Annotated in this window: 22 protein-coding genes; 10 read left to right on the top strand and 12 right to left on the bottom strand. The window is 52.6% G+C overall.

Annotation, left to right across the window (positions count from 1 at the left end; genetic code table 11):
* Positions 1-9 precede the first annotated feature (9 nt).
* Entirely contained in the window at positions 10-2328 is a 2319-nt protein-coding gene (locus tag G9C99_RS03445) for a hypothetical protein (RefSeq protein ID WP_166416031.1), read from the bottom strand.
* Positions 2329-2479: 151 nt separating this feature from the next.
* On the opposite strand from G9C99_RS03445, the gene G9C99_RS03440 reads away from it, so the two are divergent.
* Positions 2480-3190, top strand: a complete 711-nt coding sequence (locus G9C99_RS03440) for an SIMPL domain-containing protein (RefSeq protein WP_231703954.1) — start codon at positions 2480-2482, stop codon at positions 3188-3190.
* Positions 3191-3239: 49 nt separating this feature from the next.
* Here G9C99_RS03440 and G9C99_RS03435 read toward each other — a convergent pair whose 3' ends face one another.
* Positions 3240-4532, bottom strand: a complete 1293-nt coding sequence (locus tag G9C99_RS03435; protein ID WP_166416030.1) for an O-acetylhomoserine aminocarboxypropyltransferase/cysteine synthase family protein — start codon at positions 4530-4532, stop codon at positions 3240-3242.
* A gap of 122 nt (positions 4533-4654) precedes the next feature.
* Entirely contained in the window at positions 4655-5656 is a 1002-nt protein-coding gene (locus G9C99_RS03430) for a hypothetical protein (protein WP_166416029.1), read from the bottom strand.
* A gap of 131 nt (positions 5657-5787) precedes the next feature.
* Between G9C99_RS03430 and G9C99_RS03425 the strand changes: the two genes are divergently transcribed.
* From G9C99_RS03425 to G9C99_RS03405, 5 genes are all read left to right on the top strand, one after another.
* Positions 5788-6561 carry a LamB/YcsF family protein gene (locus G9C99_RS03425; RefSeq protein ID WP_166416028.1) on the top strand — a complete coding sequence of 258 codons (774 nt, stop codon included), beginning with the start codon at positions 5788-5790 and terminating at the stop codon, positions 6559-6561.
* Positions 6558-7223 (top strand): 5-oxoprolinase subunit B family protein, encoded by a 666-nt coding sequence (locus G9C99_RS03420; RefSeq protein ID WP_166416027.1) that lies wholly within the window; start codon positions 6558-6560, stop codon positions 7221-7223. Before G9C99_RS03425 ends, G9C99_RS03420 begins: the two co-directional genes overlap by 4 nt.
* Entirely contained in the window at positions 7220-8230 is a 1011-nt protein-coding gene (locus G9C99_RS03415; protein WP_166416026.1) for a 5-oxoprolinase subunit C family protein, read from the top strand. The genes G9C99_RS03420 and G9C99_RS03415 overlap by 4 nt, the downstream gene beginning before the upstream one ends.
* On the top strand, positions 8220-8711 hold the full coding sequence (locus G9C99_RS03410; protein ID WP_166416025.1) for a GNAT family N-acetyltransferase: 492 nt from the start codon (positions 8220-8222) through the stop codon (positions 8709-8711). Before G9C99_RS03415 ends, G9C99_RS03410 begins: the two co-directional genes overlap by 11 nt.
* 200 nt (positions 8712-8911) lie before the next feature.
* Complete coding sequence (locus G9C99_RS03405) at positions 8912-9658, top strand: helix-turn-helix transcriptional regulator (RefSeq protein ID WP_166416024.1); 747 nt, start codon at positions 8912-8914, stop codon at positions 9656-9658.
* 62 nt (positions 9659-9720) lie between these two features.
* Here the strand turns inward: G9C99_RS03405 and G9C99_RS03400 are convergent, their stop codons facing one another.
* Both G9C99_RS03400 and G9C99_RS03395 read right to left on the bottom strand, forming a co-directional pair.
* Positions 9721-10017 (bottom strand): hypothetical protein, encoded by a 297-nt coding sequence (locus G9C99_RS03400; protein WP_166416023.1) that lies wholly within the window; start codon positions 10015-10017, stop codon positions 9721-9723.
* Positions 10018-10129: 112 nt separating this feature from the next.
* A complete protein-coding gene (locus G9C99_RS03395) occupies positions 10130-11575 on the bottom strand; it encodes an MORN repeat-containing protein (RefSeq protein ID WP_166416022.1) in 1446 nt (481 codons plus the stop codon).
* 219 nt (positions 11576-11794) lie between these two features.
* Between G9C99_RS03395 and G9C99_RS03390 the strand changes: the two genes are divergently transcribed.
* The gene (locus tag G9C99_RS03390; protein ID WP_166416021.1) at positions 11795-13453 is read left to right on the top strand and encodes an NAD+ synthase; all 1659 of its coding nucleotides are present in this window, start codon (positions 11795-11797) and stop codon (positions 13451-13453) included.
* Here the strand turns inward: G9C99_RS03390 and soxR are convergent.
* Entirely contained in the window at positions 13450-13905 is a 456-nt protein-coding gene (soxR, locus tag G9C99_RS03385; RefSeq protein ID WP_166416020.1) for a redox-sensitive transcriptional activator SoxR, read from the bottom strand. The two genes, G9C99_RS03390 and soxR, sit on opposite strands and share 4 nt — an antisense overlap.
* Positions 13906-13986: 81 nt before the next feature.
* Here soxR and G9C99_RS03380 point away from each other — a divergent pair, with 81 nt between their 5' ends.
* The 3 genes from G9C99_RS03380 (at position 13987) to gltX (ending at position 16834) form a co-directional block, all read left to right on the top strand.
* Positions 13987-14364: a VOC family protein gene (locus tag G9C99_RS03380; RefSeq protein ID WP_166416019.1), complete on the top strand. Its 378-nt coding sequence runs from the start codon at positions 13987-13989 to the stop codon at positions 14362-14364.
* A 135-nt stretch (positions 14365-14499) separates the two neighbouring features.
* Positions 14500-15294, top strand: coding sequence for an EF-hand domain-containing protein (locus tag G9C99_RS03375; RefSeq protein ID WP_166416018.1), 795 nt, complete (start codon positions 14500-14502; stop codon positions 15292-15294).
* 211 nt (positions 15295-15505) lie between these two features.
* Entirely contained in the window at positions 15506-16834 is a 1329-nt protein-coding gene (gene gltX, locus G9C99_RS03370; protein WP_166416017.1) for a glutamate--tRNA ligase, read from the top strand.
* 42 nt (positions 16835-16876) lie between these two features.
* Here gltX and G9C99_RS03365 read toward each other — a convergent pair whose 3' ends face one another.
* Genes G9C99_RS03365 through G9C99_RS03340 form a run of 6 tightly spaced genes read right to left on the bottom strand, consistent with a single transcriptional unit; the run spans position 16877 to position 22355 of the window.
* Positions 16877-17806, bottom strand: a complete 930-nt coding sequence (locus G9C99_RS03365; RefSeq protein WP_166416016.1) for an AEC family transporter — start codon at positions 17804-17806, stop codon at positions 16877-16879.
* Position 17807: 1 nt separating this feature from the next.
* Positions 17808-18608 (bottom strand): MBL fold metallo-hydrolase, encoded by an 801-nt coding sequence (locus G9C99_RS03360; protein WP_166416015.1) that lies wholly within the window; start codon positions 18606-18608, stop codon positions 17808-17810.
* The gene (locus tag G9C99_RS03355) at positions 18608-19411 is read right to left on the bottom strand and encodes a TatD family hydrolase (protein ID WP_166416014.1); all 804 of its coding nucleotides are present in this window, start codon (positions 19409-19411) and stop codon (positions 18608-18610) included. The genes G9C99_RS03360 and G9C99_RS03355 overlap by 1 nt, the downstream gene beginning before the upstream one ends.
* 12 nt (positions 19412-19423) lie before the next feature.
* Positions 19424-20557, bottom strand: a complete 1134-nt coding sequence (locus tag G9C99_RS03350) for a DNA polymerase III subunit delta' (protein WP_166416013.1) — start codon at positions 20555-20557, stop codon at positions 19424-19426.
* A complete protein-coding gene (gene tmk / locus G9C99_RS03345) occupies positions 20554-21177 on the bottom strand; it encodes a dTMP kinase (protein ID WP_166416012.1) in 624 nt (207 codons plus the stop codon). Before tmk ends, G9C99_RS03350 begins: the two co-directional genes overlap by 4 nt.
* The gene (locus G9C99_RS03340; RefSeq protein ID WP_407925997.1) at positions 21177-22355 is read right to left on the bottom strand and encodes a D-alanyl-D-alanine carboxypeptidase family protein; all 1179 of its coding nucleotides are present in this window, start codon (positions 22353-22355) and stop codon (positions 21177-21179) included. The genes tmk and G9C99_RS03340 overlap by 1 nt, the downstream gene beginning before the upstream one ends.
* Positions 22356-22419: the final 64 nt, after the last annotated feature.

The following is a 22419-nucleotide window of genomic DNA, read 5'->3' as shown; positions in this document are numbered from 1 at the left end:
TTCTTTGATTTAAGTATTTGGCATCTCTAGCGTGACATTGCGACCTCGTTTTACGTAGCGCAGCTCATCCTGTCCTATAGCGGCAACTTGACCACCGTCTAAACGATCCCCGACAGACAGGCGTACATAGCGGCCATTGCGCAAGCGCACCATAGCTTGCGGGTTTGAGGTCGATCCATAAATCCCAATGAGGCTAATCCGGCGCAAATTTATAGCGTTTTCGACGGTTGCTTGCTGCGCCACGCTTGCGCGGGTGGGAATGGATGGTGCGCGCCCAACAGCTGTTGATGCGGTGTCACGTGTGCTGGTGTCGGCTTCGTCGGCGCTGCGGGATTCGCGTATTTGGGCGACCAATGCGCTAAACCCTTCAGGGCGCCGGCTGGGCAGTAATGAAGTGGCCATCGCAAATTCAGAGTCATCCGAAAGCGTGCCCTGTTCTGATGTGTCTTCTTCTGTTGCGGCCTGTTCCTGAAGGCTGGCTGCTGCTGCGTCCGCCGCGGCAATCGCGATTTCTTGGGCGGATACGGGTCGCGGGGTTGGGCGGAATGACGCTAATTCCTCGCGGGTTAGCCCGGCATAAAGCGCACGTTCCTGTCGCTCTTGTAAATCTGTTGGACGCGGAACAGGGCGAAATGCAGCCAGCGGGTTTTGTGCTTCGGCTGTTTCGATTTCGGTTTCCGTAACTTCGGGCAGAACGCGTGGTGGCGTGGTTGAATTGGGTCGCCCCGCAAAGACGCGAATACCATTTGCATTCAACGCACCTTCGGCGGTGGGGATGACGCGCCCTTGTTCATCCAGTGCAAATTCAGTACCTGCCACCGCTGGGTCGTGTTGGGTTGCGGGGAGCGTTGCCCCAATGTTGCGTTCAAGTCGCGGCAGTGCAACCGCGTCAAAACTTGAAATAACCGGGTCAATTGATGGTACATAAATGCTGTTTAATGTGTCGCGTGTCGCAGCACCCGGTGAGGTTGGGGATGCTAGCCAAATACCGCTGCTTGCATAGGTGTCGTTCACCTCTGCGTCAGACAATCTAGGAACTTCGGGGTAGGCCGCATCCAATTCATCTTCGGTTGGCAGTGGCGCAATTTCAATCGGCTCTACTTCTGCAATCTCTGGGATTGGCTGAGGTTCGGCCACATCGGGTTCTGCCGAAAGATCAGAGGCCTGAGTTTCCTCTGGTGCTGGCTGAGATGACGTCGCGTTTTCCGTTGGGCCAAAGGTCATCCAAAACGCAACCATAACCATGACAAAAACAAGGGCCGCTGTCAGAATAAGACCTAAAAACCGAGGTTTGCCACGCTGTGGTTGTTCGCCAAACCGGGCTAATTTTTCAGCGGACTGTGCTGCAACGATGGGCGCAGGGGCTGGCGGCACCTTTGGGGTGTCGGGTTCGCTTGGTTTTGTGTCTTTGGGTGTCGCTGCCAGTGGCATGTCAGGCGCTATCGCTTGTGTGACAGAGGCAGGCGGCGATTGGGGTGGGCTTTGCTCAATATCGCTTTTTGTGGGTTGAATGGCAAAGCGTGGCTCAACGGTTGCTGTCAACGGTGCAGCGGCAGATGGCGTTTCTGTTGGTTCATCGTTGCGGCGGCTTGAAAAGGCCGGGGTTGCAGATGCGGTTTGTGCGTCTTTTGCACCGTCTTTTTTTGGTTCCGGCGAGGATGCTGCACCCAACACCAGCTTTGGGTCTAGAACGTCAGTTGCTTTGCCGTTGCGTGTTGCGTCGCGTTCGTCAGGAAGTGGTGTAGGGGCCGGTGGAACAGCAAGCATTGGCGCCACTTCAGGCATTGGCACAATCTTAATAGGAAAGACATCTGGTTCGACCTTTTCCCCATCTGACAATAGAGTTGCCGCCGTTTTGGTTGCACCAAAAAACGGTTCTCGTCCAAATTGCCCGTGTTTTGGAACGGCGGCAAAGCTTAAGGGATTAAAGTTGTGTTCAATTGCAAAATGTTCGGCTTCTTCCAGCGTTTCCTTGGCGACGGCTGCGACGCGAACAATCTGCCCCTGACGTTCCCAGTCAAATACCAGATCTTCAACCGCATAAGGTGTCATTCCGACAAGGGAATGACCGATCTCGGCAACGCAATCTGCGTCAGGACCCGTCGCAATTTCAAATTCTGTATAGAGAATCTGGGATTCTGGTAGGACCAGCTTTGTGGTCATTTGGCCCGCGGCCAAAGCAACGGCAGACTGTCGCAAAAACCTAAGTTCGTTTGGCATGTCAGGTGACTGAAGATCGACATCCCCAATCAAATGCCATCCGCCAGGGGAACGGTGCAACAGGCTGATGCCGTCATGTGATAGATTTAGGGCAAAACTCGGTTTCATCTTGAGGAACTAACACATCTCTTAATCAGGCAGGGACGCAATTTCGCGTTAAGCATAACTTACAGCAGGAATTCGTCTATGAAAAGAAAGGGAAATAAAAAATCAATTTTGCGCCAAGGATTGCCAAGTCAGCTGCGTCATAGAATAGATAATGCCAAATTTGAAAGGTTTTGAAATGCGATTGCTTACTTTGATCTGCGCGGTTGCGCTTATGATTACCCCTGTTTGGGCCGAAACGGGGATGCGCCATATAACGATGACGGGCCTTGGACAGGTGGAAACTGTTCCCGACATGGCGGTGATTTCACTTGGAGTTAGCTCACAGGCCCGCAGCGCAGGTGAGGCAATGGCCGAAACCTCTGCAAAGGTGGCTGAGATCATCGCGACATTGCGCAATGCCGGGATCGCGCCAAGCGACATACAAACCAGTCGTCTATCTGTTTCACCGCGCTATGATCACTCGTCCACCCGTAACACGCCACAATTGGTTGGATTTATCGCAACAAACACTTTGTCTGTGCGGTTTATTGACCTTAGCCAGCTGGGTGCGCAGTTGGACGCGGTGATGGAGGCCGGCGCGAACCAGATGAATGGGTTGAATTTCCAAATGCAAGATGCGCAACCCGCCCAAGACGCGGCACGTGTGGCCGCTGTCGAGGATGCTATGCGCAAGGCCGCGTTATACGCCCAAGCAGCAGGAGTCGAATTGGGCCAATTGATTTCCCTATCGGAATCCGGCGCAGCGTCGCCACAGCCCATGATGATGGAAATGGCCATGGCGCGAAGCGGCGGCGTTCCAGTCGCCGAGGGCGAAGTCACAACATCCGCCAGTGTTACATTGGTTTACGCCATAGCAGATTGAACGCACGCTTAACTTAATTGAAAAAGCCCCGGAATCCGGGGCTTTTGCTTTATGCGTGTGCTGCGTTGAGCGCCTGGTCAAGGTCAGCGATCAAATCAGCGGCTGTTTCGGTACCGATGGAAATCCGCACCACATTAGGCCCGGCTCCTGCGGCCTCTTGCTGTTCCGCTGATAACTGCCGGTGCGTTGTTGACGCGGAGTGAATGATCAACGACCGCGTATCTCCAAGATTGGCAACATGGCTAAACAGTTCTAATCCATCCACCATTTTTACGCATGCGTCATAGCCGCCTTTCAACGTGACGGTGAATAAGGCACCCGCACCTTTGGGGCAGATACGGTCAACACGCCCATAGTAAGGGGAAGACGGTAGACCTGCATAAGTTACGGCCTCAACATGTGGGTGCGTTTCAAGCCACTCAGAGATTTTAGACGCATTTTCAACGTGACGCTCCATCCGCAGCGATAGCGTTTCAATGCCCATCAGCGTGTAGTGGGCCGCCTGAGGGTTCATCGTCATACCAAGATCGCGCAAGCCAATGGCGATGCTGTGGAAGGTAAAGGCCAGCGCCCCAAATGTTTCGTGGAACTTAAGCCCGTGATAGGCAGGCTCTGCCGCAGAAAGCGATGGGAACTTATCGCTGGCGGACCAGTCAAACGTACCGCTGTCAACCACGCAACCGCCGGTCACTGTGCCGTTGCCTGTGAGATATTTTGTGGTGGAATGCACAACCAAAGTGGCGCCGTGTTTGATCGGATTGCAGAGATACGGCGTTGCGGATGTGTTATCGACGATCAACGGTAGGCCTGCATCATTTGCAATCGTGGAGATCGCATCCAAATCGGTAATATACCCACCAGGGTTGGCCACGGATTCACAGAAAATCGCGCGGGTGTTGTCATCAATAGCGGCCGCGACAGCAGCCTCGTCATCAAAATCAACAAATGTCGCGCTCCAGCCAAAGCGTTTGATCGTCTGGCTGAACTGTGTGACCGTACCACCATAAAGACGGGTAGAGGCAACAACATTCATGCCCGGTTGCATCAATGGGAATAGCGCCATGATTTGCGCTGCGTGACCAGAAGAACAGCAAACGGCCCCAGCGCCACCTTCGAGGGTGGCAATACGTTCCTGCAACACGGCAACCGTTGGGTTGGTCAGGCGCGAATAGATGTAGCCGACTTCTTGCAGGTTGAACAAAGCGGCGGCGTGCTCTGCATCGCGAAACACATAGGCCGTCGTTTGGTAAATTGGCGTTTGGCGTGCGCCTGTTGCCGGATCAGGACGTGCGCCCGCGTGAATTTGTAATGTGTCAAAACCATATGAAGGTGCGTCAGACATTGGGAACTCCGCTTTTTAAAATCTAGCGGAGCCTAGCAATTCTAAGGAGGCTGGCAACTCCCAATCTTGGATTTGGAAAAATGTCCTGAATATTAATACAGTTTTAGAACATTATTTATCCATCAACGCATCCACAAATTGGCACGTTTGATTTGGTTACGCATCTGCTGTTCTTTACGGGGCAGGTTATCGCGATCAAACATATCGCGCACTTTTTGACCCTTTTTCTGGAAAATCATCTTTTTCATCGCCTCGTTCTGTTTGACGACTTTTTTGATTTTGTTGGGCTCAGTTATGGTTTCAAGCACCTCAACCACCCGATCAGATTCCCGTGCATACAGCAAAGGCAGCAATCGGTAATGACAGCTTATGTCGCCATCAAGCAGACCTTCGGGGATGGTATGTCGCCCGCCGCCAAACGAATGGATGACCAAAGGCAGCGCAACCTGGTCCAGCCACGGATTGAGTTCCTGACACACAAGCGCATGAGGGCGATCATCACGAATGGCTGTGGCGTATTGGGCAAACCGTGTGCCAAATTCATGCGGGCATCGAAAAAAGAACCAGCCGGCATTAAAATACAGATAGCGTTCCCAATATTCATCCGGGTGTGATTTATCGAGTGACCCGTCAAATTCCAGCGCGAATTTATCGTATAGGGATTTCCAGGTTTCCGTATATTTCGGGCCGTATAGTTCGATCGTGGGCCAAGTCCCTTCACGCTTCATGGAGGCGCTGGGTTTGTCAAAGTCAAACGGCACTTTGGACAATTCACCCGTGATCAAGGTGTCGGTGTCAAAAAACACGAATGGTTCGCCTTTTGGCAGGGCCATCAGCGCTTCGATTTTGTTGCCATAGGGGTAGGAACTGCCGAAATGTTGGCTGTCAAACGGGATAATTTCAGCGCCTAACATCTCTAACGCTTCGCGGGCGGATTTGCCCATGCGCGGGTCATCGTTCCACTTTGGGCCGGGCTGGGGTTCAGCTACAAACAGGCGCCCTTTGAAATCAGGGTCCGAGGCGCGCAAAGACGCAGCGAACAACACTGCCTCATATTGCCAACGGCCAGATTGACCGACGACCATCACATTAAAGATGGGGGTTTTCTTGCGCTTGCCTGCCATAGTTCGCCCAATACCTGCATTATTCGTTTCTTTGTTGGAAACAGTATAGGGCGGATTGAGCGTGGTAAAAAGCACTGAATTTATCTGGGCAAATGATTGCGCTTTACTGTGGTCAGGCCTAACGTGCCGCTATGAAACAAATTGATTTAAACGCCGACCTTGGCGAAGGGTTTGGCCCTTGGTCCCTTGGTGATGATGTGGGTATGATGCAGGTTGTCACCAGCGCGAATATTGCCTGCGGTGGTCATGCGAGTGATCCAACGACAATGCGCAAAACATTGCTCTTGGCGCGTGAAAATGGCGTGGCTGTTGGCGCGCATCCCGGTTTTGCTGATCGCGAAGGGTTTGGACGTCGATTGATTCCTCTGACCATGGAAGAGGTGGAAAATTTGGTAGCCTCCCAAATTGGGGCGTTGATGGGCATGGCCGCACTTGTCGGTGTACCTGTCGATTATGTGAAACCCCATGGGATGCTGAACAATTGGGCTGCGGGCAACCGCGAAGCGTCGGATGCGATTTGCCGCGCGGTGAAGGCGGTGATGGGGCCTGATGCGGTGATGCTTGCGGTGTCAGAGACTGAATTAGAACATGCAGCGCGGGATCATGGGCTGACGGCTTGTTCCGAAATCTTTGCTGATCGGGGATACACACCGCAGGGGCAATTGGTGCCGCGCGGCGCTGACGGCGCGATGATCCATGATGTGCAACAGGCTGTGTCGCGGTTGCTTGGGTTTCTTGAGAGCGGGTTGATGCCCACAGTAGGCGGTGCCCCGATCCCATTGAACGCGCAATCTATTTGTATTCATGGTGATGGCCCCAACGCCTATGAAACGGCCAAATCCCTGCGCGAAGCGTTAGAGTCAGATGGCGTTACAATCCGCGCCTTCGGTGGTGGCCGGACATGAGCGACCCAAGATATCATATTGTTGGCGATACAGGCCTCATGTTGCGTTTTGGGGATGATATTGACCCAATAACGCACGGGCAGGTTCTCGCGATGGATCGGGCGATTTCGGCGTCGAAAATCAAAGGGTTGCGTGAAACTATTCCGTCTTATGCAGCGCTTCAGATTATCTTTGACCCATTGATCACGGACCACGATGAACTGACCGCTGCCCTAAAGGCGCTGTCTATGGATCACACTGATCGTCAGACCAAAAAAACGTGGGACGTACCTGTGTGTTATGACCCCGAAGTCGCGCCAGACCTATCTGAGGTGGCAAAGTTAACGGGCCTGAGTGTTGAGGCCGTCATCAACGCCCACCTTTCTGGCGATTATAAGACCTATATGTATGGGTTTGCGCCGGGATACGCCTACATGGCTGGGGTGCCAGAAACCCTGCAAATCCCACGTAAAACCGCGCCCGTGCGCGATGTCCCGGCGGGCAGCGTCATTATCGCTGGGCCGCAGTGCCTCGTGACGACGGTGAAAATGCCAACGGGATGGTGGCGCATTGGGCATACTGATTTTCAGATGCTTCGCGCGACCGAAGACAACCCATTTCCGATTAATGTCGGGGATCATTTGCGTTTCAAACGTGTGTCTTTGGATGAGGTCAAACGATGAGCACGAAGTTTCACATCGATGCTGTTGGCCCTTTTGTTTCCCTTCAGGATCGGGGCCGCAGTGGCTTAATGCGTTTTGGGGTTACGGGGGCCGGGCCGATGGACCCACAGGCTTTTGCTATTCTACGCGCAGCGCTTGAGGGAGAAGACGATTTCTCCGCGATCGAAGTGTCGCTTGGTGGGATCACGCTTACTTGCCAAGACGCTCCGGTCACGGCTGGATTTATTGGTGGCGATTTCATTGTTGAGCTCGATGGTGTAGCGCAGCCAAGCTGGTCTGTTTTTACTGTGAATCCTGGAACGACACTGCGTATTCGTGCGGGCAACAGTGGCAGTTGGGGTTATCTTGGTTTTGCTGGTCAGATCGAAGGGGCGTCGTGGTTGAATAGCCAATCCACCCTTATTGGATCAGGGTTATGTGGTGCGGCGTACCAGTCTGACGATGTGATTAGCATAACTGATCCCGAAGTGCGCCGGGAATGGATCGCGACCTTGCCAATCCCTGAATTTGCGCGGTTCAAAGACAGTCTGAACATCACCCTCGGCCCCCAAGACCACCTGTTTGATGCTGATGCCTTGCAACGGTTGCTCACAATGCCTTACAAAATCACCGCTGAATATGACCGCATGGGTATGCGCCTTGCGGGGGGGACACTGTCGGTTGAGGGGGCTTTGTCTATCCCGTCCGAGGCGCTGTTGCGTGGCGCCGTTCAGGTGCCAGGGCATGGTGATCCTTTGATTTTGCTTGCTGACCACCAAACCACTGGCGGCTATCCCAAAATTGCACGTGTTACGACCCCCGATCAACACCGATTGGTGCAGGGCAGAGTGGGCGATACATTTCGGTTTACCGAAGTTTCTGCGTCTGAGGCGGTCACACGGACCCGCACGCATCATCGCGCTTTGATGGCGTATGTTGAGACCATCCCCGACCATCGCGGCACATTTGAGGATCGCCTGAATCGCGCCAACCTTATCAGCGGAATGGTCGGGCCGGATGACGGATAAACCAAAAATTGTGCAGGTGACACATGCCCCGACCATTCGTTCCGCGAACCCAAGCGATCTTGAGGCGCTATTAGATCTCTATCAACACCTAAACCCGGGTGATGAACGGTGCCCACCTGATTTGGCGCAGGTTTCGTTTGAAAACCTGCTGCAAAACGCCGGCAGTGACATTGTGCTGTGCGACGTGGATGGCGTGCTGGTAGCATCGTGCGTTCTTGTGGTTATCCCGAATTTGACGCGGGGCGGGGCGCCTTACGGCTTGATCGAAAATGTTGTCACACACAATGAATACCGTGGGCGCGGTCTGGGCACATTGGTTCTGAACGCCGCGACGGAACAGGCATGGAAAAACAACTGCTACAAAGTCATGCTGATGACAGGCAGCCAAAAACAATCAACACTCATATTTTATGAAAACGCAGGGTTTGAGCCTTCAAAGACCGGTTTTCAAAAACGGAAAATCAATAAACGTACTGACTGATTACCGTATCTCTCCTTTATCTTGAACCGAGACGTATGACCAATGTTCAGGAGGCGCGAAGCGCGGCAAGGTGTTGGTGATCCAAGTGTAAGCTAAGGCGCTTTTATCCTGATAATGCATATTGTTGCGTTACTGCCGTCTTTATGGGTAACGTGTCTTATGATGTATAAAGGTGAAACGACACAGAACTCAGAGGGAATATGAAGCATAAACCCTCTCAATCACTGAACCATCTTATAGATGCTGCGGATGCCCTTCTTTCTGCTGATGATCCGGATGACGCGTGGCTGAGTTCTGTAAAGCTCGTCGAACAAAGCGGTGGAAATGCACTGAATGTTATAGAAGTGGATCGTGGCACAGGTGCGCTCCTTTGGGCGCGCAGTTCAATGAACCCAGAATGGTTGGAAGATTACTTTAGTCAATCGTTCCTAGATCTTGATCCGCTTGTCTTATCCGCACACCGCGGCGACCAACTTTCGAGAATGGTGAACGGCCGCGTGCAGACATTTACAGATGATAGTAAGCAAGCAGATGATTTGAGCGATCAAATCGTGCAATGGGGTTATCATACAATAGATTTCTACGCATTTGCGACAGATAAGCCGAGCACATTTAAAGGATTGGCATTTTCATACGAGACAGAGCGCGCGCATCGAATGCTGGAACAGAAACTGCTGTGTGGCTTGATTTCATCCGTTGTCTTTGCCCCGAGTGATGTCAATAGCGCAGGGGCCACGCCCTTTTTTGAAAACGCTCTCACCTCGCGAGAAAAGGATGTCTTGCGATATCTCGCGGCGGGGTTGCGCAATGATGCGATTGCCTGGAAAATGAGGATCGCTGAAATCACTGTTCGTAGCCACACCAAGTCCGCCCGTCGCAAGCTTGGGGCCTCTACGCGAGAACAGGCAATTGCGCTGGCGATTAGATCAGGCCAGTTGGAACTCTAAGCATATATGCTAACTACAGTGCCCCCGAAGGCTTGTAAAAACGAGTCTCTTAGGGTTTGACGTCATGGGGTGGGGACAACGGTTATCCAGCCCATTGAGTTGGAAATTATCAAAAATCCGACGACTAAAACTATAGCAATGACCCAATGCATAAGCGCTTTTAAACGCTGGCCTTCCTTTGGAAACCAGCGAAATTTCCGAAGCCAACCGATGATCAAATCCCAAACCACGAATACAACCATTAGATGGCGGAAAAAGAGGTAGATAAATAATACGGTGAGAATTACTCCAACGAAGGCGTTCGCAGGGACGAACTGCCAGCTTTGTGCTGTGGTAGTGGTGGTGAAAGAAGTTTCCATCGAGGTCTGTCCTTCCGAAGTAATTTTAGTCAAACCGAAGTGAGAATCGCCTATGGCATTCTGATACGTAATTAAAGGAACTGCCACAATCGTAAGATGAGCAGACGCTAGCTCAATTGCTATCTACCGCTTCCCCAACCAGCGCGCCATTTTCCCATTGGCCTGAGATGCGGTCTCCATTGGCATAGGTAAGGGTGCCTTGTCCTTCGCGCTGGCCCTCTACAAAACTGCCGACATACACGTCGCCGTTCGTATAATCAGCCTGACCTTCGCCGTTGATTTTGCCGTTAACCCAGCTTCCTTCGTAGCGAAACCCATCTGCTGCGACGAATGTACCTGTGCCGTGCAGGCGGCCATTTAGATGCTCCCCCCGATAAAGGCTCCCATCAGGAAAGGCACTGACGCCTTCGCCAGTACGTTGGCCCGCGCGCCATGCCCCTTCGTAGTTAAAACCGTCGGGATAGGACATACGCCCTTGGCCTTCTTGTAAGGCATTTACAAATTGACCTTGGTATTGCGCCCCTGAGGCATAGGTCGCGCTGCCTTCTCCTTCGATCACGCCATCTTTCCAGTCGCCGCTGTATTGCGCACCGGAAGCATAGGTGATGTCACCCTGCCCATGGGCGACGTTATCAATAAACGCGCCACGATACACCGCGCCATCAGGATAGGTCACTTCGCCAGTTCCTTCGATCTGCCCACCGAACCAATCACCCTCATAGCGGTAGCCATCTGTCCGGGTGAGTGTGCCTGTTCCGTGACGTTGATCCATCTCAAAGTCACCTTCGTAGATGTCACCATTCGCATATCGGATCAGCCCAGCGCCATGTCGTGCCCCATCATCAAAACCACCGTCATAAATATCGCCATTGGGTAGGCTTAGCACCCCGGCGCCATGCATCTGGTCGTTCTGCCATTCGCCTTCGTAACGCATTCCGTCAGAACTGATCAAAGACCCCGGACCATTACGTCTGTTTTCCGCCATCAGGCCCTCAAAGGTCGATCCATCGGCAAACACAATATGTGCCATGCCAGAACGCTGGCCCATATCCCAGCCGCCCTCATAGCTGTAACCATCGATCCCGCGTAAGGTGCCCTGACCATGGCGTTCACCGTTTTCAAAGCTACCCTCATAAAAGGTGCCACGGGTGTCTACGGTTTTACCTATTCCTTGAATAACACCTGCAACCCACTCCCCCTCGTAGGTTGATCCATCGGGAAAGGTGATATGACCTAGACCATCGGGTTTGCCTGCTGCAAAGTTGCCTTGATACACCGCGCCATTGATAAAACGCGCAATCCCTTCACCGGCAATAACGCCGTTTTGCCATTCACCAGAATATTCGTATCCATTTTCCAGCCGATAAGTGCCAATGCCGTGGCGAATACCGTCATCAAGCTCACCCTCGTAAACGCCACCTAAGGCATCAGTTATTGTATCTTGCGCGGGTAGCGTAGACGCTGTGAAAACCAAAAATCCCATAGACAGGGCAAGCGGTGCCATCAAACCGTTTGAGCGTTTCAATCCGGTTTGGCCTTTTTTGGTCGTTTTCGTCACGAGTATCCCCATCGCTTAGCATTGAGTGGTCTGGCCGATCGGCGCGTTCCCCATGCGCCAAATTGCCAGAAGTCTTATGTGATCCTAATGTCGTAAACTTGGGCTGACAAATGATTTTACCGCGATTTATGGCGGGTGTGGCCCGGAGTGTTGCGTCATTTGGGTTTCCCTCCGCGCTATTCCTGCTAAGACAGGGGCGTAAAGATTTAGGGGGGTCGTATGACCGATAGATTTCGCCTGACCTTGGCGCAGCTTAATCCCACTGTCGGGGCCTTATCAGAAAATGCTGCCAAAGCGCGCGCGGCTTGGGCTGAAGGCAAAGACGCCGGCAGTGATATGGTCGCCCTGACCGAGATGTTTATCACAGGCTACAACACCCAAGATTTGGTGATGAAACCTGCGTTTCAGCAGGCCGCACGGGCTGAGATCGAACAACTCGCCTTGGACTGTGCCGATGGCCCCGCGCTGGGCATTGGTGGTCCGCATGTACAGGATGGAAAGCTCTATAATGCTTATTTCATTCTGAAAGGCGGCAAAATCAGCAGCCGCGTTTTAAAACACCACCTGCCCAATGAAACCGTATTTGACGAGGTGCGCATTTTTGATGCTGGCCCGTTGGGTGGCCCCTATAGCGTGAACAACACGCGCATTGGGTCCCCGATTTGCGAAGACAGCTGGCACGAAGACGTCGCAGAGACCTTGGCAGAGACGGGGGCTGAATTTCTGCTCGTTCCCAACGGGTCGCCTTATTTCCGCAATAAAATGGATGTGCGCATGGCCCATATGGTCGCGCGCGTTGTGGAAACGGAATTGCCACTGATTTACCTCAACATGGTAGGTGGTCAGGATGATCAGGTGTTTGATGGCGGCAGCTTTATCCTAAATCCGGGTGGTGAACTCGCTCTGCAAATGCCAGTGTTTGACGAAGCAATCACACATGTTGACTTTCTGCGCACAGATGATGGATGGCGCGCGGAAAAAGCGGATCTCGCGACGTTGCCGGATGAGTGGGAACAAGACTACCGCTGCATGGTGGAATCTCTACGTGATTACATGGGTAAAACCGGTTTTAAAAAGGTGCTGTTGGGAATGTCCGGCGGGATCGACTCTGCGATTGTGGCAACCATTGCCGCTGATGCACTTGGCTCGGAAAATGTGCGTTGTGTGATGCTACCGTCTGAATACACGTCCCAAGGGTCACTTGAGGACGCCAAAGACTGCGCAAATCGCTTGGGTTGCCATTACGATTTTGTCCCGATCAAAGAAGGCCGCGACGCGATTACCAACACCCTGTCTGATCTGTTTGCTGGACATGACGAAGGTTTGGCCGAGGAAAACATCCAATCCCGCCTGCGTGGTCTTTTGTTAATGGCCATGAGCAATAAATTCGGGGAAATGCTGCTGACCACTGGCAATAAATCTGAGGTCGCAGTGGGCTATGCCACAATCTACGGCGATATGTCGGGCGGATATAACCCGATCAAAGACCTCTATAAAACGCGGGTATTTGAACAATGTCGCTGGCGTAATGCAAACCACCGCCCGTGGATGGCGGCGCCAGCTGGCGAAGTGATCCCAGTTGCGATCATTGATAAACCGCCCTCAGCCGAATTGCGCCCGGATCAAAAAGACAGCGATAGCCTGCCGGATTATCCAGTTTTGGATGCGATCCTGACAGGGTTGGTTGACGATGAAAAATCGGTTGCTGATCTGGTGGTCGAAGGTTTTGATCGCGATGTGGTGAAAAAGGTCGAACACCTCATGTACATCAGCGAATATAAGCGGTTCCAATCTGCCCCCGGCGCGCGTCTCACGCCACGTGCGTTTTGGTTGGACCGTCGCTATCCCATCGTGAACCGCTGGCGCGACAACAGCTAAGTTTCAGGGCGATCCCCCATCAAATACCGTGGCCCACTGCCTTTGGCGTGGGCTGCGTCATCAGGGTTGTAAAGCCGGCATTTATCCAACGATAAACAACCGCACCCAATACAGCCGTCCAGTTTATCGCGCAGAACCTCCATTGCGGTGATCCGTTCATCCAGAATGCGGCGAAACCCCGTGCTGATCTTTTCCCAATCGCGCTTGGTTGGGGTGCGTTCTTCGGGTAATCCACGCAATTGCTCGCGAATATCGGCAATCGAAAACCCCAGCTGTTGTGCAATCCTTACAAAGCTCAGCCGTCTGATGTCAGATCGTCGAAAATGTCTGTGCCCGCTTGCGGCACGCACCGGAAATACCAGTCGTTCTTCTTCATAGTAGCGGACCGCCGACACCGCCAATCCCGTGCGCGCCGCGATTGTTCCAATCGCGAGCATTGCTGTTTCAGCCATGAAAAAACTCCTTGATCTCAAGTTAACTTGAGAAATTACAAAGAGGATATCAAGACTGAATCACCAAAAAGGATCCCCCAGATGCAGCCCTTTGTTGAACACGTAAACATCACCGTCACCGACCCTAAAGCGACAGCCGACCTACTGTGCAACCTGTTTGATTGGCAAATCCGTTGGCAGGGGGAGGCCAAGAACAACGGCACCACCTATCACGTCGGCGGCGATACCAGCTATATCGCGGTGTATTCGCGCGGTGGGGCGGGACGTTTATCCAACACCTATGAAACCCCGGGCGCAATGAATCACATCGGCGTTGTGGTGGATGACGTTGACGCTACAGAGGAACGGGTCAAGGCGCTTGGCTTTACTCCAAATAATCATGGTGACTATGAACCGGGTAAACGGTTTTACTTTAATGCGCCGGATGACATCGAAATTGAAATCATCTCTTACGCGTGAATTCGCCCATATTTCCTTGCAAACCTTGATGTCCGGACACGAAAACCCCATTGTCAGGGCATCAATTTCTTTGACCATCGACCATTGGGGCCACATTTCAATTCCATGGCACCACAGCCGAAAGACGACCGCATCATGAGCAAAAAGACAGAAACCATCGAAGTGCGCCTCTCACCAGAGCTTAAGGCTGAATTGGCCAAGCTGGGCCAAGAACGCGACCAACCGATGAGTGCAATTGTCCGGGACCTTGTGACGCGTGAGTTGGGCGGTGCCAATGACCCAAAACACAAAGGAATTGTAGCAATGGCAAAATCAACAGGAACTCTTCGTGCAGGCGCTTTGGCAACCGCGATTGTGCTGGGCCTTGGCGTGTCACTGAACGCTGTCACTCTCAGCACCGCGACGGCGAGCGAAGATATTCGCGAAATGTTCACCGAAGCGGATGCAAACAATGATGGTACAGTCACACGTGCCGAATTTGACGCGTTTCTCATGGCCGACGTGATGGATGAAGAGGAGGAGCATGATGATATCCCTGCGATCTGCCACGCCGATTTTGAACGGCTTGAGGCCCAAGACGCCGCGATGGTCGATGATGATTTTTCAAATGAACTGACAGCGTTCTTTGGTGAAATGGATGGCAATGGCGATGGCGTTTTAAACTTTGACGAAGTCTGGAGCGCGATGCAGTCAGAAGCGCAGAACGAATTCAACGAACTTGACGCAAACAACGACCTGCGCGTGACCCAGGACGAATTTAACGCCGCATTGACCAACGATGCCGAACTGACCACCTTTACCGCGCAATTGACCCCAGACTGCAGCAGCGCGTTGATGGCTGAAATTTCGTATGAGCTAACCGAAGAGTTCGCCGAACTCGACGTCAGCCGTGATGGCGCGATCAGCCTGCCAGAATTTATGGCGAACTGAATTCTTACAGCAGTGTTAAATAATCTATACAGCCATCCGTTTTGCGGGTGGTTGTTTTTGTTCTTTCTCTGAACATGATGCGCAAATCGTATGCACAAGAGTCATACGTTTGTCATACACTTTGTGCACAGATGTCATACGTCGTTTTTTATCTGATTTTCTGGACATTCGGTACGGTCTATGAGACATGGTCGCCAACAAGGAGACCCCGATGACCGTCGTAACCCGTTTCGCCCCAAGCCCCACTGGCTATCTGCATGTTGGCAACCTGCGCACCGCGCTGTTTAACCACCTGATCGCACGCAAAGCTGGCGGGCAATTCATCTTGCGTTTGGATGATACCGATCCAGAGCGTTCAAAAGAAGAATATGTCGACGGGATCAAAGAAGATCTCGAATGGCTGGGCATTACTTGGGACCGCGTTGAACGCCAATCTGATCGTCTGGAACGCTACCAGGCAGCGGCGCAAGAACTCCGCGATGCAGGCCGACTTTATGAATGTTTTGAAACACCTACAGAGCTGGACCTGAAACGCAAGAAACAGTTGAACATGGGAAAACCCCCTGTTTATGACCGTGCGGCTTTGGCCCTATCTGACGCTGAAAAAGAAGCTCTGCGCGCAGAACGCGGCAACGGTCACTGGCGGTTTAAGCTGGACCTCGAACGCATCGAATGGACCGATGGAATTCTGGGCGATCTTTCGATTGACGCGGCCTCTGTATCTGACCCTGTTTTGATCCGCGGCGATGGGCAGTTCCTGTATACGCCTGCCTCTGTGTGTGATGACGTCGATTTTGGTGTGTCTTATGTTGTGCGTGGTTCGGACCATGTCACCAATACAGCGACACAAATCCAAATTATTCAGGCGCTTGGCGGAACAGTTCCATCCTTTGCGCACCATTCTTTGTTGACCGGTCCCCAGGGCGAAGCTTTGTCCAAACGGCTTGGAACATTGGCGTTGCGCGACCTGCGTGAACGCGGTGTTCAACCCATGGCGCTGTTGTCCTTGATGGCGCGGATTGGCTCCTCCGATAACATGGAATTGCGCAGCACGATGGATGAGTTGGCCGAAGGCTTTGAACTCACACATTTCGGCTCCGCTCCAACCAAATTTGACATCGAAGATGTCTTTCCCCTGACAGCACGTGTCAATCAGGCTTTGCCGTTTGAAGACGTTGCGGATCGTATCAGCGAAATTGGCGTTCCGTCTGATATCGCTAAAAAATTCTGGTCTGCCGTGAGCCAGAATATTACGGTTCTAGACGATCTAAATGGTTGGTGGAGCATGCTGTCTGAGGGGGCCGAGCCGGTGATCGAAGAGGAAGACACCGAATTTGTAGCAACAGCCATGTCAATGTTGCCAGCTATGCCCTTCACCGACAGCACTTGGTCGGAATGGACAAAGGCGGTGAAAGCCGAAACAGGACGCAAAGGTCGTGGTTTGTTTATGCCACTGCGCAAAGCGTTAACCGGTCAAAGCCACGGACCCGACATGGGGCAGGTGCTGCCGTTGATGCAGAAAATTGGCATTCGCCCATAAGGCGGAATTGATCAATGAATTGGGGCGCAGAGGCGCCCTTTTCTATGGCAGCAGGCTTAGCCAACCCCAAGCTGTCAGAATGGTTGCACCTGTTGCAAACAACACGGATGAGGCCGCAACACGTTGCGCCCGCCCATACATATTCGCAAAAATGTACCCATTGATCCCTGGTGCCATCGCCGCCGTAATGATCGCGGATCGTAACGCTTGGTCAGATAATTCAAAATGATTTCCGAGTACCAGAGTTATGAAAGGCTGAACGAAAAGCGCGACAAAACAAACAAAAAATATCGCGCGCAAATCGCCCTCGGGTCGATAGCGAACCAATACGCCACCCAACCCAAACAAAGCTGCAGGTAACCCGGCACGCGCCAGAAGATCAAGCGCGTCGGTTAGGGTGACCGGTATATAAAGCCCTGATAAATTGACGAAAAGCCCTGCGGCGATCGCCAAAACCAAAGCATTGTGAAACATCGCGTTGAGAACGGATTTTGCTTTCGTAACGAGGTTGCTTCCACGATTGCGGACAACCTCCATCACTGTAATGCCAACCCCGTAGCAAAATGGGGCGTGGATCGCGATGATGGCGTAGTTACTCGCGAGGGCGTCGGTCCCAAAGGCGCGTTCGGTTATCGGCAGTCCCAAAAGGACGGTGTTGGAAAACAGGCAGCAAAACCCAATTACAATAGCGTCTTCCCAATCGCGTTGAAACAGATAGCGAGCGCCGTAAATTCCGACCAAAAAGCATATTATCGCGCCGGAATAATAGCTTATCAGTAGGCCCGGATTAAAATTCTGCCCAAGGTCTAGCGTTGAGATTGCTCGAAACAGCAGGGCTGGAATAGCAAAGTTCTGGGTGAACTTCATCAATCCGTCGACATAGTCGGTTTTGAAAAAGCCCTTGTAAACTGCGATGTAACCAAAACCGATTGTGATGAATACCGGTAGGATAACATCAATCAATGCCTGCATATCAAACAGGTATTTCTATGGTCATCCCGTCAAAGGCCGGGGTGATGTGATCAGGTGTTTCCAGCGCCACCGTGTCGTAATCTAGATCAATGTGCATATTGGTCAAAACACCGCGTTTTGGAGCAGCGCGTTTGATCCATTCCAGCGCGCGCTCTAGATGGGCGTGTGTCGGATGTGGTGTGCGGCGCAAGGCATCAAGCACAAAAACATCAAGTCCCTTCAGGGCAAGCCAAGCATCGTCGTAAATCTCTGAAACATCAGGTAGATAGGCGAGCGAATGGATGCGAAAGCCAAGGGAGTCAATTGAACCATGCGCCACTTTGAATGGTGTTAGAGTGATCTCACCCCCGGGTCCATCAATCGTGATGTCACCGTTAATGATGGTATGCAATTCCAGTATTGGCGGATAGGGGGACCCTTCTGGCTGTGCAAAGGCATAGCCAAACCGGGACAAAAGGTCATTCTGTGTTGGCCCATCCGCCCAAACAGGAATGCGTGATTTCATATTGAACACGACTTGGCGCAGGTCATCCAGACCGTGCACATGGTCAGCATGAGAGTGTGTGTAAACCACCGCATCAAGGCGTGATACATCTGCCGACAGCAATTGTTCGCGCATATCGGGGGATGTATCGATTAAAACCGATGTTGTGCCTTCGTTTTCAACACGCTCAACAAGCATAGAACACCGTCTGCGACGGTTTTTTGGATTATCCGGATCGCAGTCGCCCCAATTGCCCCCAATACGCGGCACCCCACCGGAGGAGCCACATCCAAGGATAGTGAAGCGTAAAACTGCCATTAGTCTGCCTTTGTATAGGCGGCAACTTTGGAAAAGAGCCGATCGAAATTTGCCTGAGTTTGCGCTGCAAAATCAACATAGTCCAGACCGAAAACCTCTGCCCCTTTACGCGCTGTATGGGCGGAGTAGGCGGGTTCATTACGTTTACCGCGATAGGGCGGCGGCGCAAGATAGGGCGCGTCGGTCTCAACCAAAATCCGGTCAACAGGGGCTACTGCAAAAATATCCCGAAGTTCCTGACTTTTGGGAAACGCGGTAATACCAGACATCGACAGATAAAACCCCAAATCCAGCGCTGCTTTGGCCAGCTCAGCAGAGGATGAGAAACAGTGCATAACACAGGAATATGCCCCGTTGGCATGTTCTTCCGCCAATATTCGCGCCATATCGTCATCTGCCGCGCGGGAGTGAATGATCAACGGCAATCCAGTTTCGCGCGCAGCACTGATGTGAACACGCAGGCTTTCTTTTTGTATGTCTTTGCTGTCGGCGGTATAGTGATAATCAAGCCCGGTTTCGCCAATTCCAACAAATTTTGGGTGTTGGGCAAGAGCGATTAGTTCATCGACTGTGGCCAGAGGTTCATCCGCGGCACTCATCGGGTGTGTGCCAGCCGCGAAAAAGATCGGATCATATGTTTCAGCAAGTGCCTGAACCTGCGGCAGCAGGCGCAATTTGGTGCAAATGGTTACCATGCGTGTCACGCCGGCCTCAGCGGCACGCGTGATGATATCGGGCAATTCACCGTCAAAATCAGGGAAGTCTAGGTGGCAATGGCTATCGGTAATTTCAGGGGCGTTCATGGGGAACCTGTGCTATCGCGCGGCCCATTTGGCCGCCGTCTCATCTATCTTTAATCCCATATCAAGGATCAACGCGGCGGGGTCAAGGTTGACTGATTTCCCGTGGCGTACGCGCGCGCCAAGAGATTGCTGTAGCTCTGCCCACGCGCGGCCAGCTTGTGGGTTTGGCGCAAGGCGCATCATGAGGTTGGCTTCGCCTTCGGCGGCCTCGGGCATCTGGGGCTGACCCATTGCACCTGTTTTGGCGATCCGGGCGAGGAACAAGTCAACGAGCCCCAACAGAAGATCATAGCGTTCTGCTGTGCCTTTTCCGGTTACAGACTCTGCCAATGCGGTCAAATGTTGGCGGTCCAGTTTAGGCAATGCGCTAAACAATAGAACGATTTGTTGATAGGTTTCTAAGCCGGAGAGGGTCATCAACCGCAATGCATCGCCCACCGAACCGGACGTGAGGGCCGCCAAGGCAGAGGCGTGATCTGTCGGCGCAGCACCTGCACCAGACAAAGCGGCGCCCATGTCCTCAGGTGTTAAAGGGGATAGCCGTAGAGTGCGACAACGGGATTTGATCGTTGGTAGCAATCGTGATGGCTGATGACCGATGAGTAAAAGCGTCGTGTCTTTGGGCGGTTCTTCCAGAACCTTGAGCAAAGCGTTGGCGGCGGATGGATTCATTTCATCGACGCTATCAACAATGACAACACGCCGCCCGCCGTCGGCCGCTGACATGGCAAAAAACCCTTTTAGGCCACGCACCTCATCAACGGTGATGTCTTGCTTATGGCGATCTTTGTCCTTGTCCCATGGACGCCTCAGTAAATAGAGGCGCGGTTCAGACAACGCGTTGACGCGATGGGAAACGGGGTGGTCCGGGTCGGTGCTTAAATCAGTTGGGGCGGGGGCCTCACCAAACAATCCGGCGTCGCTGCCCATAGGTTGGGTCAATAGAAATCGGGCAATTTTCCAGGCCAATGTCGCCTTACCAATGCCGCGCGGACCTGTGATCATCCATGCGTGGTGTAAACGACCAGAGTTATAGGCGTCTAAAAATGCGGCCTCTTCCGCCGCATGTCCCATCAGATATTGCGTCTCACGCGGATGCGGCGCCCCGGTGACACAATCCGCTTCGGGGGCGAGGTCGGTGTTCATTCCATCCGCCCTTTGACCGCTGCAAAGACATCTTTTGCAACATCTTCGAGCGATTGCGTGCCGTTGATTACCAGAAACCGGTTTGAAAATTCTTCAGCCAGCTCCAAAAAGCCCGCACGCATTTTCTGCTGCATCTCAACGCCAAAGCTTTCAAATCGTTCTTCGGTTCCTTGCCGTCCCAGGGCACGAGAAAGGCCTTCGCTTGGATCCATATCAATTAATACGGTAAGATGAGGTTCACGTCCGATCATCATGCGGTGCAACTCATCTACTGTTAGGCGCAAATCGCCGCGAGAAATACCTTGATACATGCGTGTTGAATCGGCAAAGCGATCTGAAATAACTATTTTGCCCTCATTCAATGCGGGTTCAATCGTCTTTTCAAGGTGATCGCGCCGTGCAGCCGTGAATAGCAATATCTCGGTTTCAGCAGACCACCGATCTTTGTCGCCCTCTAATACCAGTCGACGTATTTCTTCGGCCCCTTTAGAGCCGCCAGGTTCACGGGTTAGGACGACTTCACGCCCTTCGGCGCGCAAAGCATCAGCCAAGCGGCAGGCCTGCGTTGATTTTCCGGACCCATCGATCCCTTCGAACGTAATAAATAGACCATCTTGCATCAATTCACGGCCTCGGGTGCTGTTTCATCCGTGTTTTGAACGCGATTGATCAGAACGCGCGCGCTGGTCAGAACGCGCGTGACAAAACCACCTGCGTCCACAGCGTTTGCTGCAACCAAAGGGTAGCTTACATCTGGTAACCCGTCACGTGCTACGACGAAATCCGCAATTGTTTGCCCTGCAGTAATTGGCGCGACGATAGGGGATTGAAACACAACCTCGCCGGAAACGCCGCCTTGCACACTGGCCGGAAGCAACATTGTCAAAGCTTCGGGCGTGACCACAGCAACGTCACGTTCCGCGCCGAGCCACACGTCTGCACGCGCCAGTTCGACACCTTCATCTGCGATTTGGCGTTGGGAAAATTGGCGAAATGCCCAATTTACAATGCGCTCTGCTTCTTCGGCGCGTTCTAACTCGCTTTGCAGACCGGTTATAACAAAGACGATACGGCGGTTACCCTGGCGCGCAGATCCCACAAGGCCGTAACCTGCTTCGCTGGTATGGCCCGTTTTTAGGCCATCTGCGCCGATGTTTAACCGTAGCAATGGGTTACGATTGTTGTGGTTTTGTGGGACGCGCCCATCAAATTCAAAACGTTGCTGGCTGAAGTAGTGATAGTATTCAGGAAATTCGTTGATCAGGCGCGTTGCGAGTAAACCCAAATCTTCCATACTCATACGTTGCGCGGGGGCAGGCCAGCCAGAAGCATTGGCAAAGCTTGAGTTATACATGCCCAATGCGTTTGCGCGATTTGTCATCATTTCGGCAAACGCTTGTTCGGTGCCACCCAACCCTTCAGCGACAACAACACACGCATCATTGCCGGATTGCACAATAATCCCTTGCAGCAGTTCCTCAACTGTTGGGCGATCTCGTGTCGTTAAAAACATAGATGAGCCAGTCATCGCTTCGGCCCGTGTTGACACGTTCATCCGTGTCTCAAGTGCAACCCTGCCATCGCGCAATGCCTCATATAGCATGTTGATCGTCATGAGTTTCGACATCGACGCAGGGGGTAATGCGACTTGGGCATTCTTTTCCATCAATACTGTGTCGTTGGTAACATCTATGACATAAGCCGCAGTTGCCCGTGTATCAAATGCATGGGTCGGCAGGGCGCAGATTACAAAAACACAAGCTGTAACAGTTTGGAGGATCAAGCGATGCAGCATCAAAGGGTCCCTTTGTATCGATGTTGTTGGCGACAACCGCGCCACTGAGTGGTTTTTTGATCTGGCG

Origin of the sequence: Cochlodiniinecator piscidefendens (assembly GCF_011326755.1) — a bacterium.
Classification (GTDB): Bacteria; Pseudomonadota; Alphaproteobacteria; order Rhodobacterales; family Rhodobacteraceae; genus Cochlodiniinecator; species Cochlodiniinecator piscidefendens.
Note: the sequence above shows the minus strand (reverse complement) of the source record. Positions and strands in the feature narration are given on the sequence as shown.

Coding starts and splice junctions, on each gene's coding strand:
- G9C99_RS03445 (WP_166416031.1), bottom strand. CDS start 2,328: ATGAAACCGAGTTTTGCCCTAAATCTATCACATGACGGCATCAGCCTG.
- G9C99_RS03440 (WP_231703954.1), top strand. CDS start 2,480: ATGCCAAATTTGAAAGGTTTTGAAATGCGATTGCTTACTTTGATCTGC.
- G9C99_RS03435 (WP_166416030.1), bottom strand. CDS start 4,532: ATGTCTGACGCACCTTCATATGGTTTTGACACATTACAAATTCACGCG.
- G9C99_RS03430 (WP_166416029.1), bottom strand. CDS start 5,656: ATGGCAGGCAAGCGCAAGAAAACCCCCATCTTTAATGTGATGGTCGTC.
- G9C99_RS03425 (WP_166416028.1), top strand. CDS start 5,788: ATGAAACAAATTGATTTAAACGCCGACCTTGGCGAAGGGTTTGGCCCT.
- G9C99_RS03420 (WP_166416027.1), top strand. CDS start 6,558: ATGAGCGACCCAAGATATCATATTGTTGGCGATACAGGCCTCATGTTG.
- G9C99_RS03415 (WP_166416026.1), top strand. CDS start 7,220: ATGAGCACGAAGTTTCACATCGATGCTGTTGGCCCTTTTGTTTCCCTT.
- G9C99_RS03410 (WP_166416025.1), top strand. CDS start 8,220: ATGACGGATAAACCAAAAATTGTGCAGGTGACACATGCCCCGACCATT.
- G9C99_RS03405 (WP_166416024.1), top strand. CDS start 8,912: ATGAAGCATAAACCCTCTCAATCACTGAACCATCTTATAGATGCTGCG.
- G9C99_RS03400 (WP_166416023.1), bottom strand. CDS start 10,017: ATGGAAACTTCTTTCACCACCACTACCACAGCACAAAGCTGGCAGTTC.
- G9C99_RS03390 (WP_166416021.1), top strand. CDS start 11,795: ATGACCGATAGATTTCGCCTGACCTTGGCGCAGCTTAATCCCACTGTC.
- soxR (WP_166416020.1), bottom strand. CDS start 13,905: ATGGCTGAAACAGCAATGCTCGCGATTGGAACAATCGCGGCGCGCACG.
- G9C99_RS03380 (WP_166416019.1), top strand. CDS start 13,987: ATGCAGCCCTTTGTTGAACACGTAAACATCACCGTCACCGACCCTAAA.
- G9C99_RS03375 (WP_166416018.1), top strand. CDS start 14,500: ATGAGCAAAAAGACAGAAACCATCGAAGTGCGCCTCTCACCAGAGCTT.
- gltX (WP_166416017.1), top strand. CDS start 15,506: ATGACCGTCGTAACCCGTTTCGCCCCAAGCCCCACTGGCTATCTGCAT.
- G9C99_RS03365 (WP_166416016.1), bottom strand. CDS start 17,806: ATGCAGGCATTGATTGATGTTATCCTACCGGTATTCATCACAATCGGT.
- G9C99_RS03360 (WP_166416015.1), bottom strand. CDS start 18,608: ATGGCAGTTTTACGCTTCACTATCCTTGGATGTGGCTCCTCCGGTGGG.
- G9C99_RS03355 (WP_166416014.1), bottom strand. CDS start 19,411: ATGAACGCCCCTGAAATTACCGATAGCCATTGCCACCTAGACTTCCCT.
- G9C99_RS03350 (WP_166416013.1), bottom strand. CDS start 20,557: ATGAACACCGACCTCGCCCCCGAAGCGGATTGTGTCACCGGGGCGCCG.
- tmk (WP_166416012.1), bottom strand. CDS start 21,177: ATGCAAGATGGTCTATTTATTACGTTCGAAGGGATCGATGGGTCCGGA.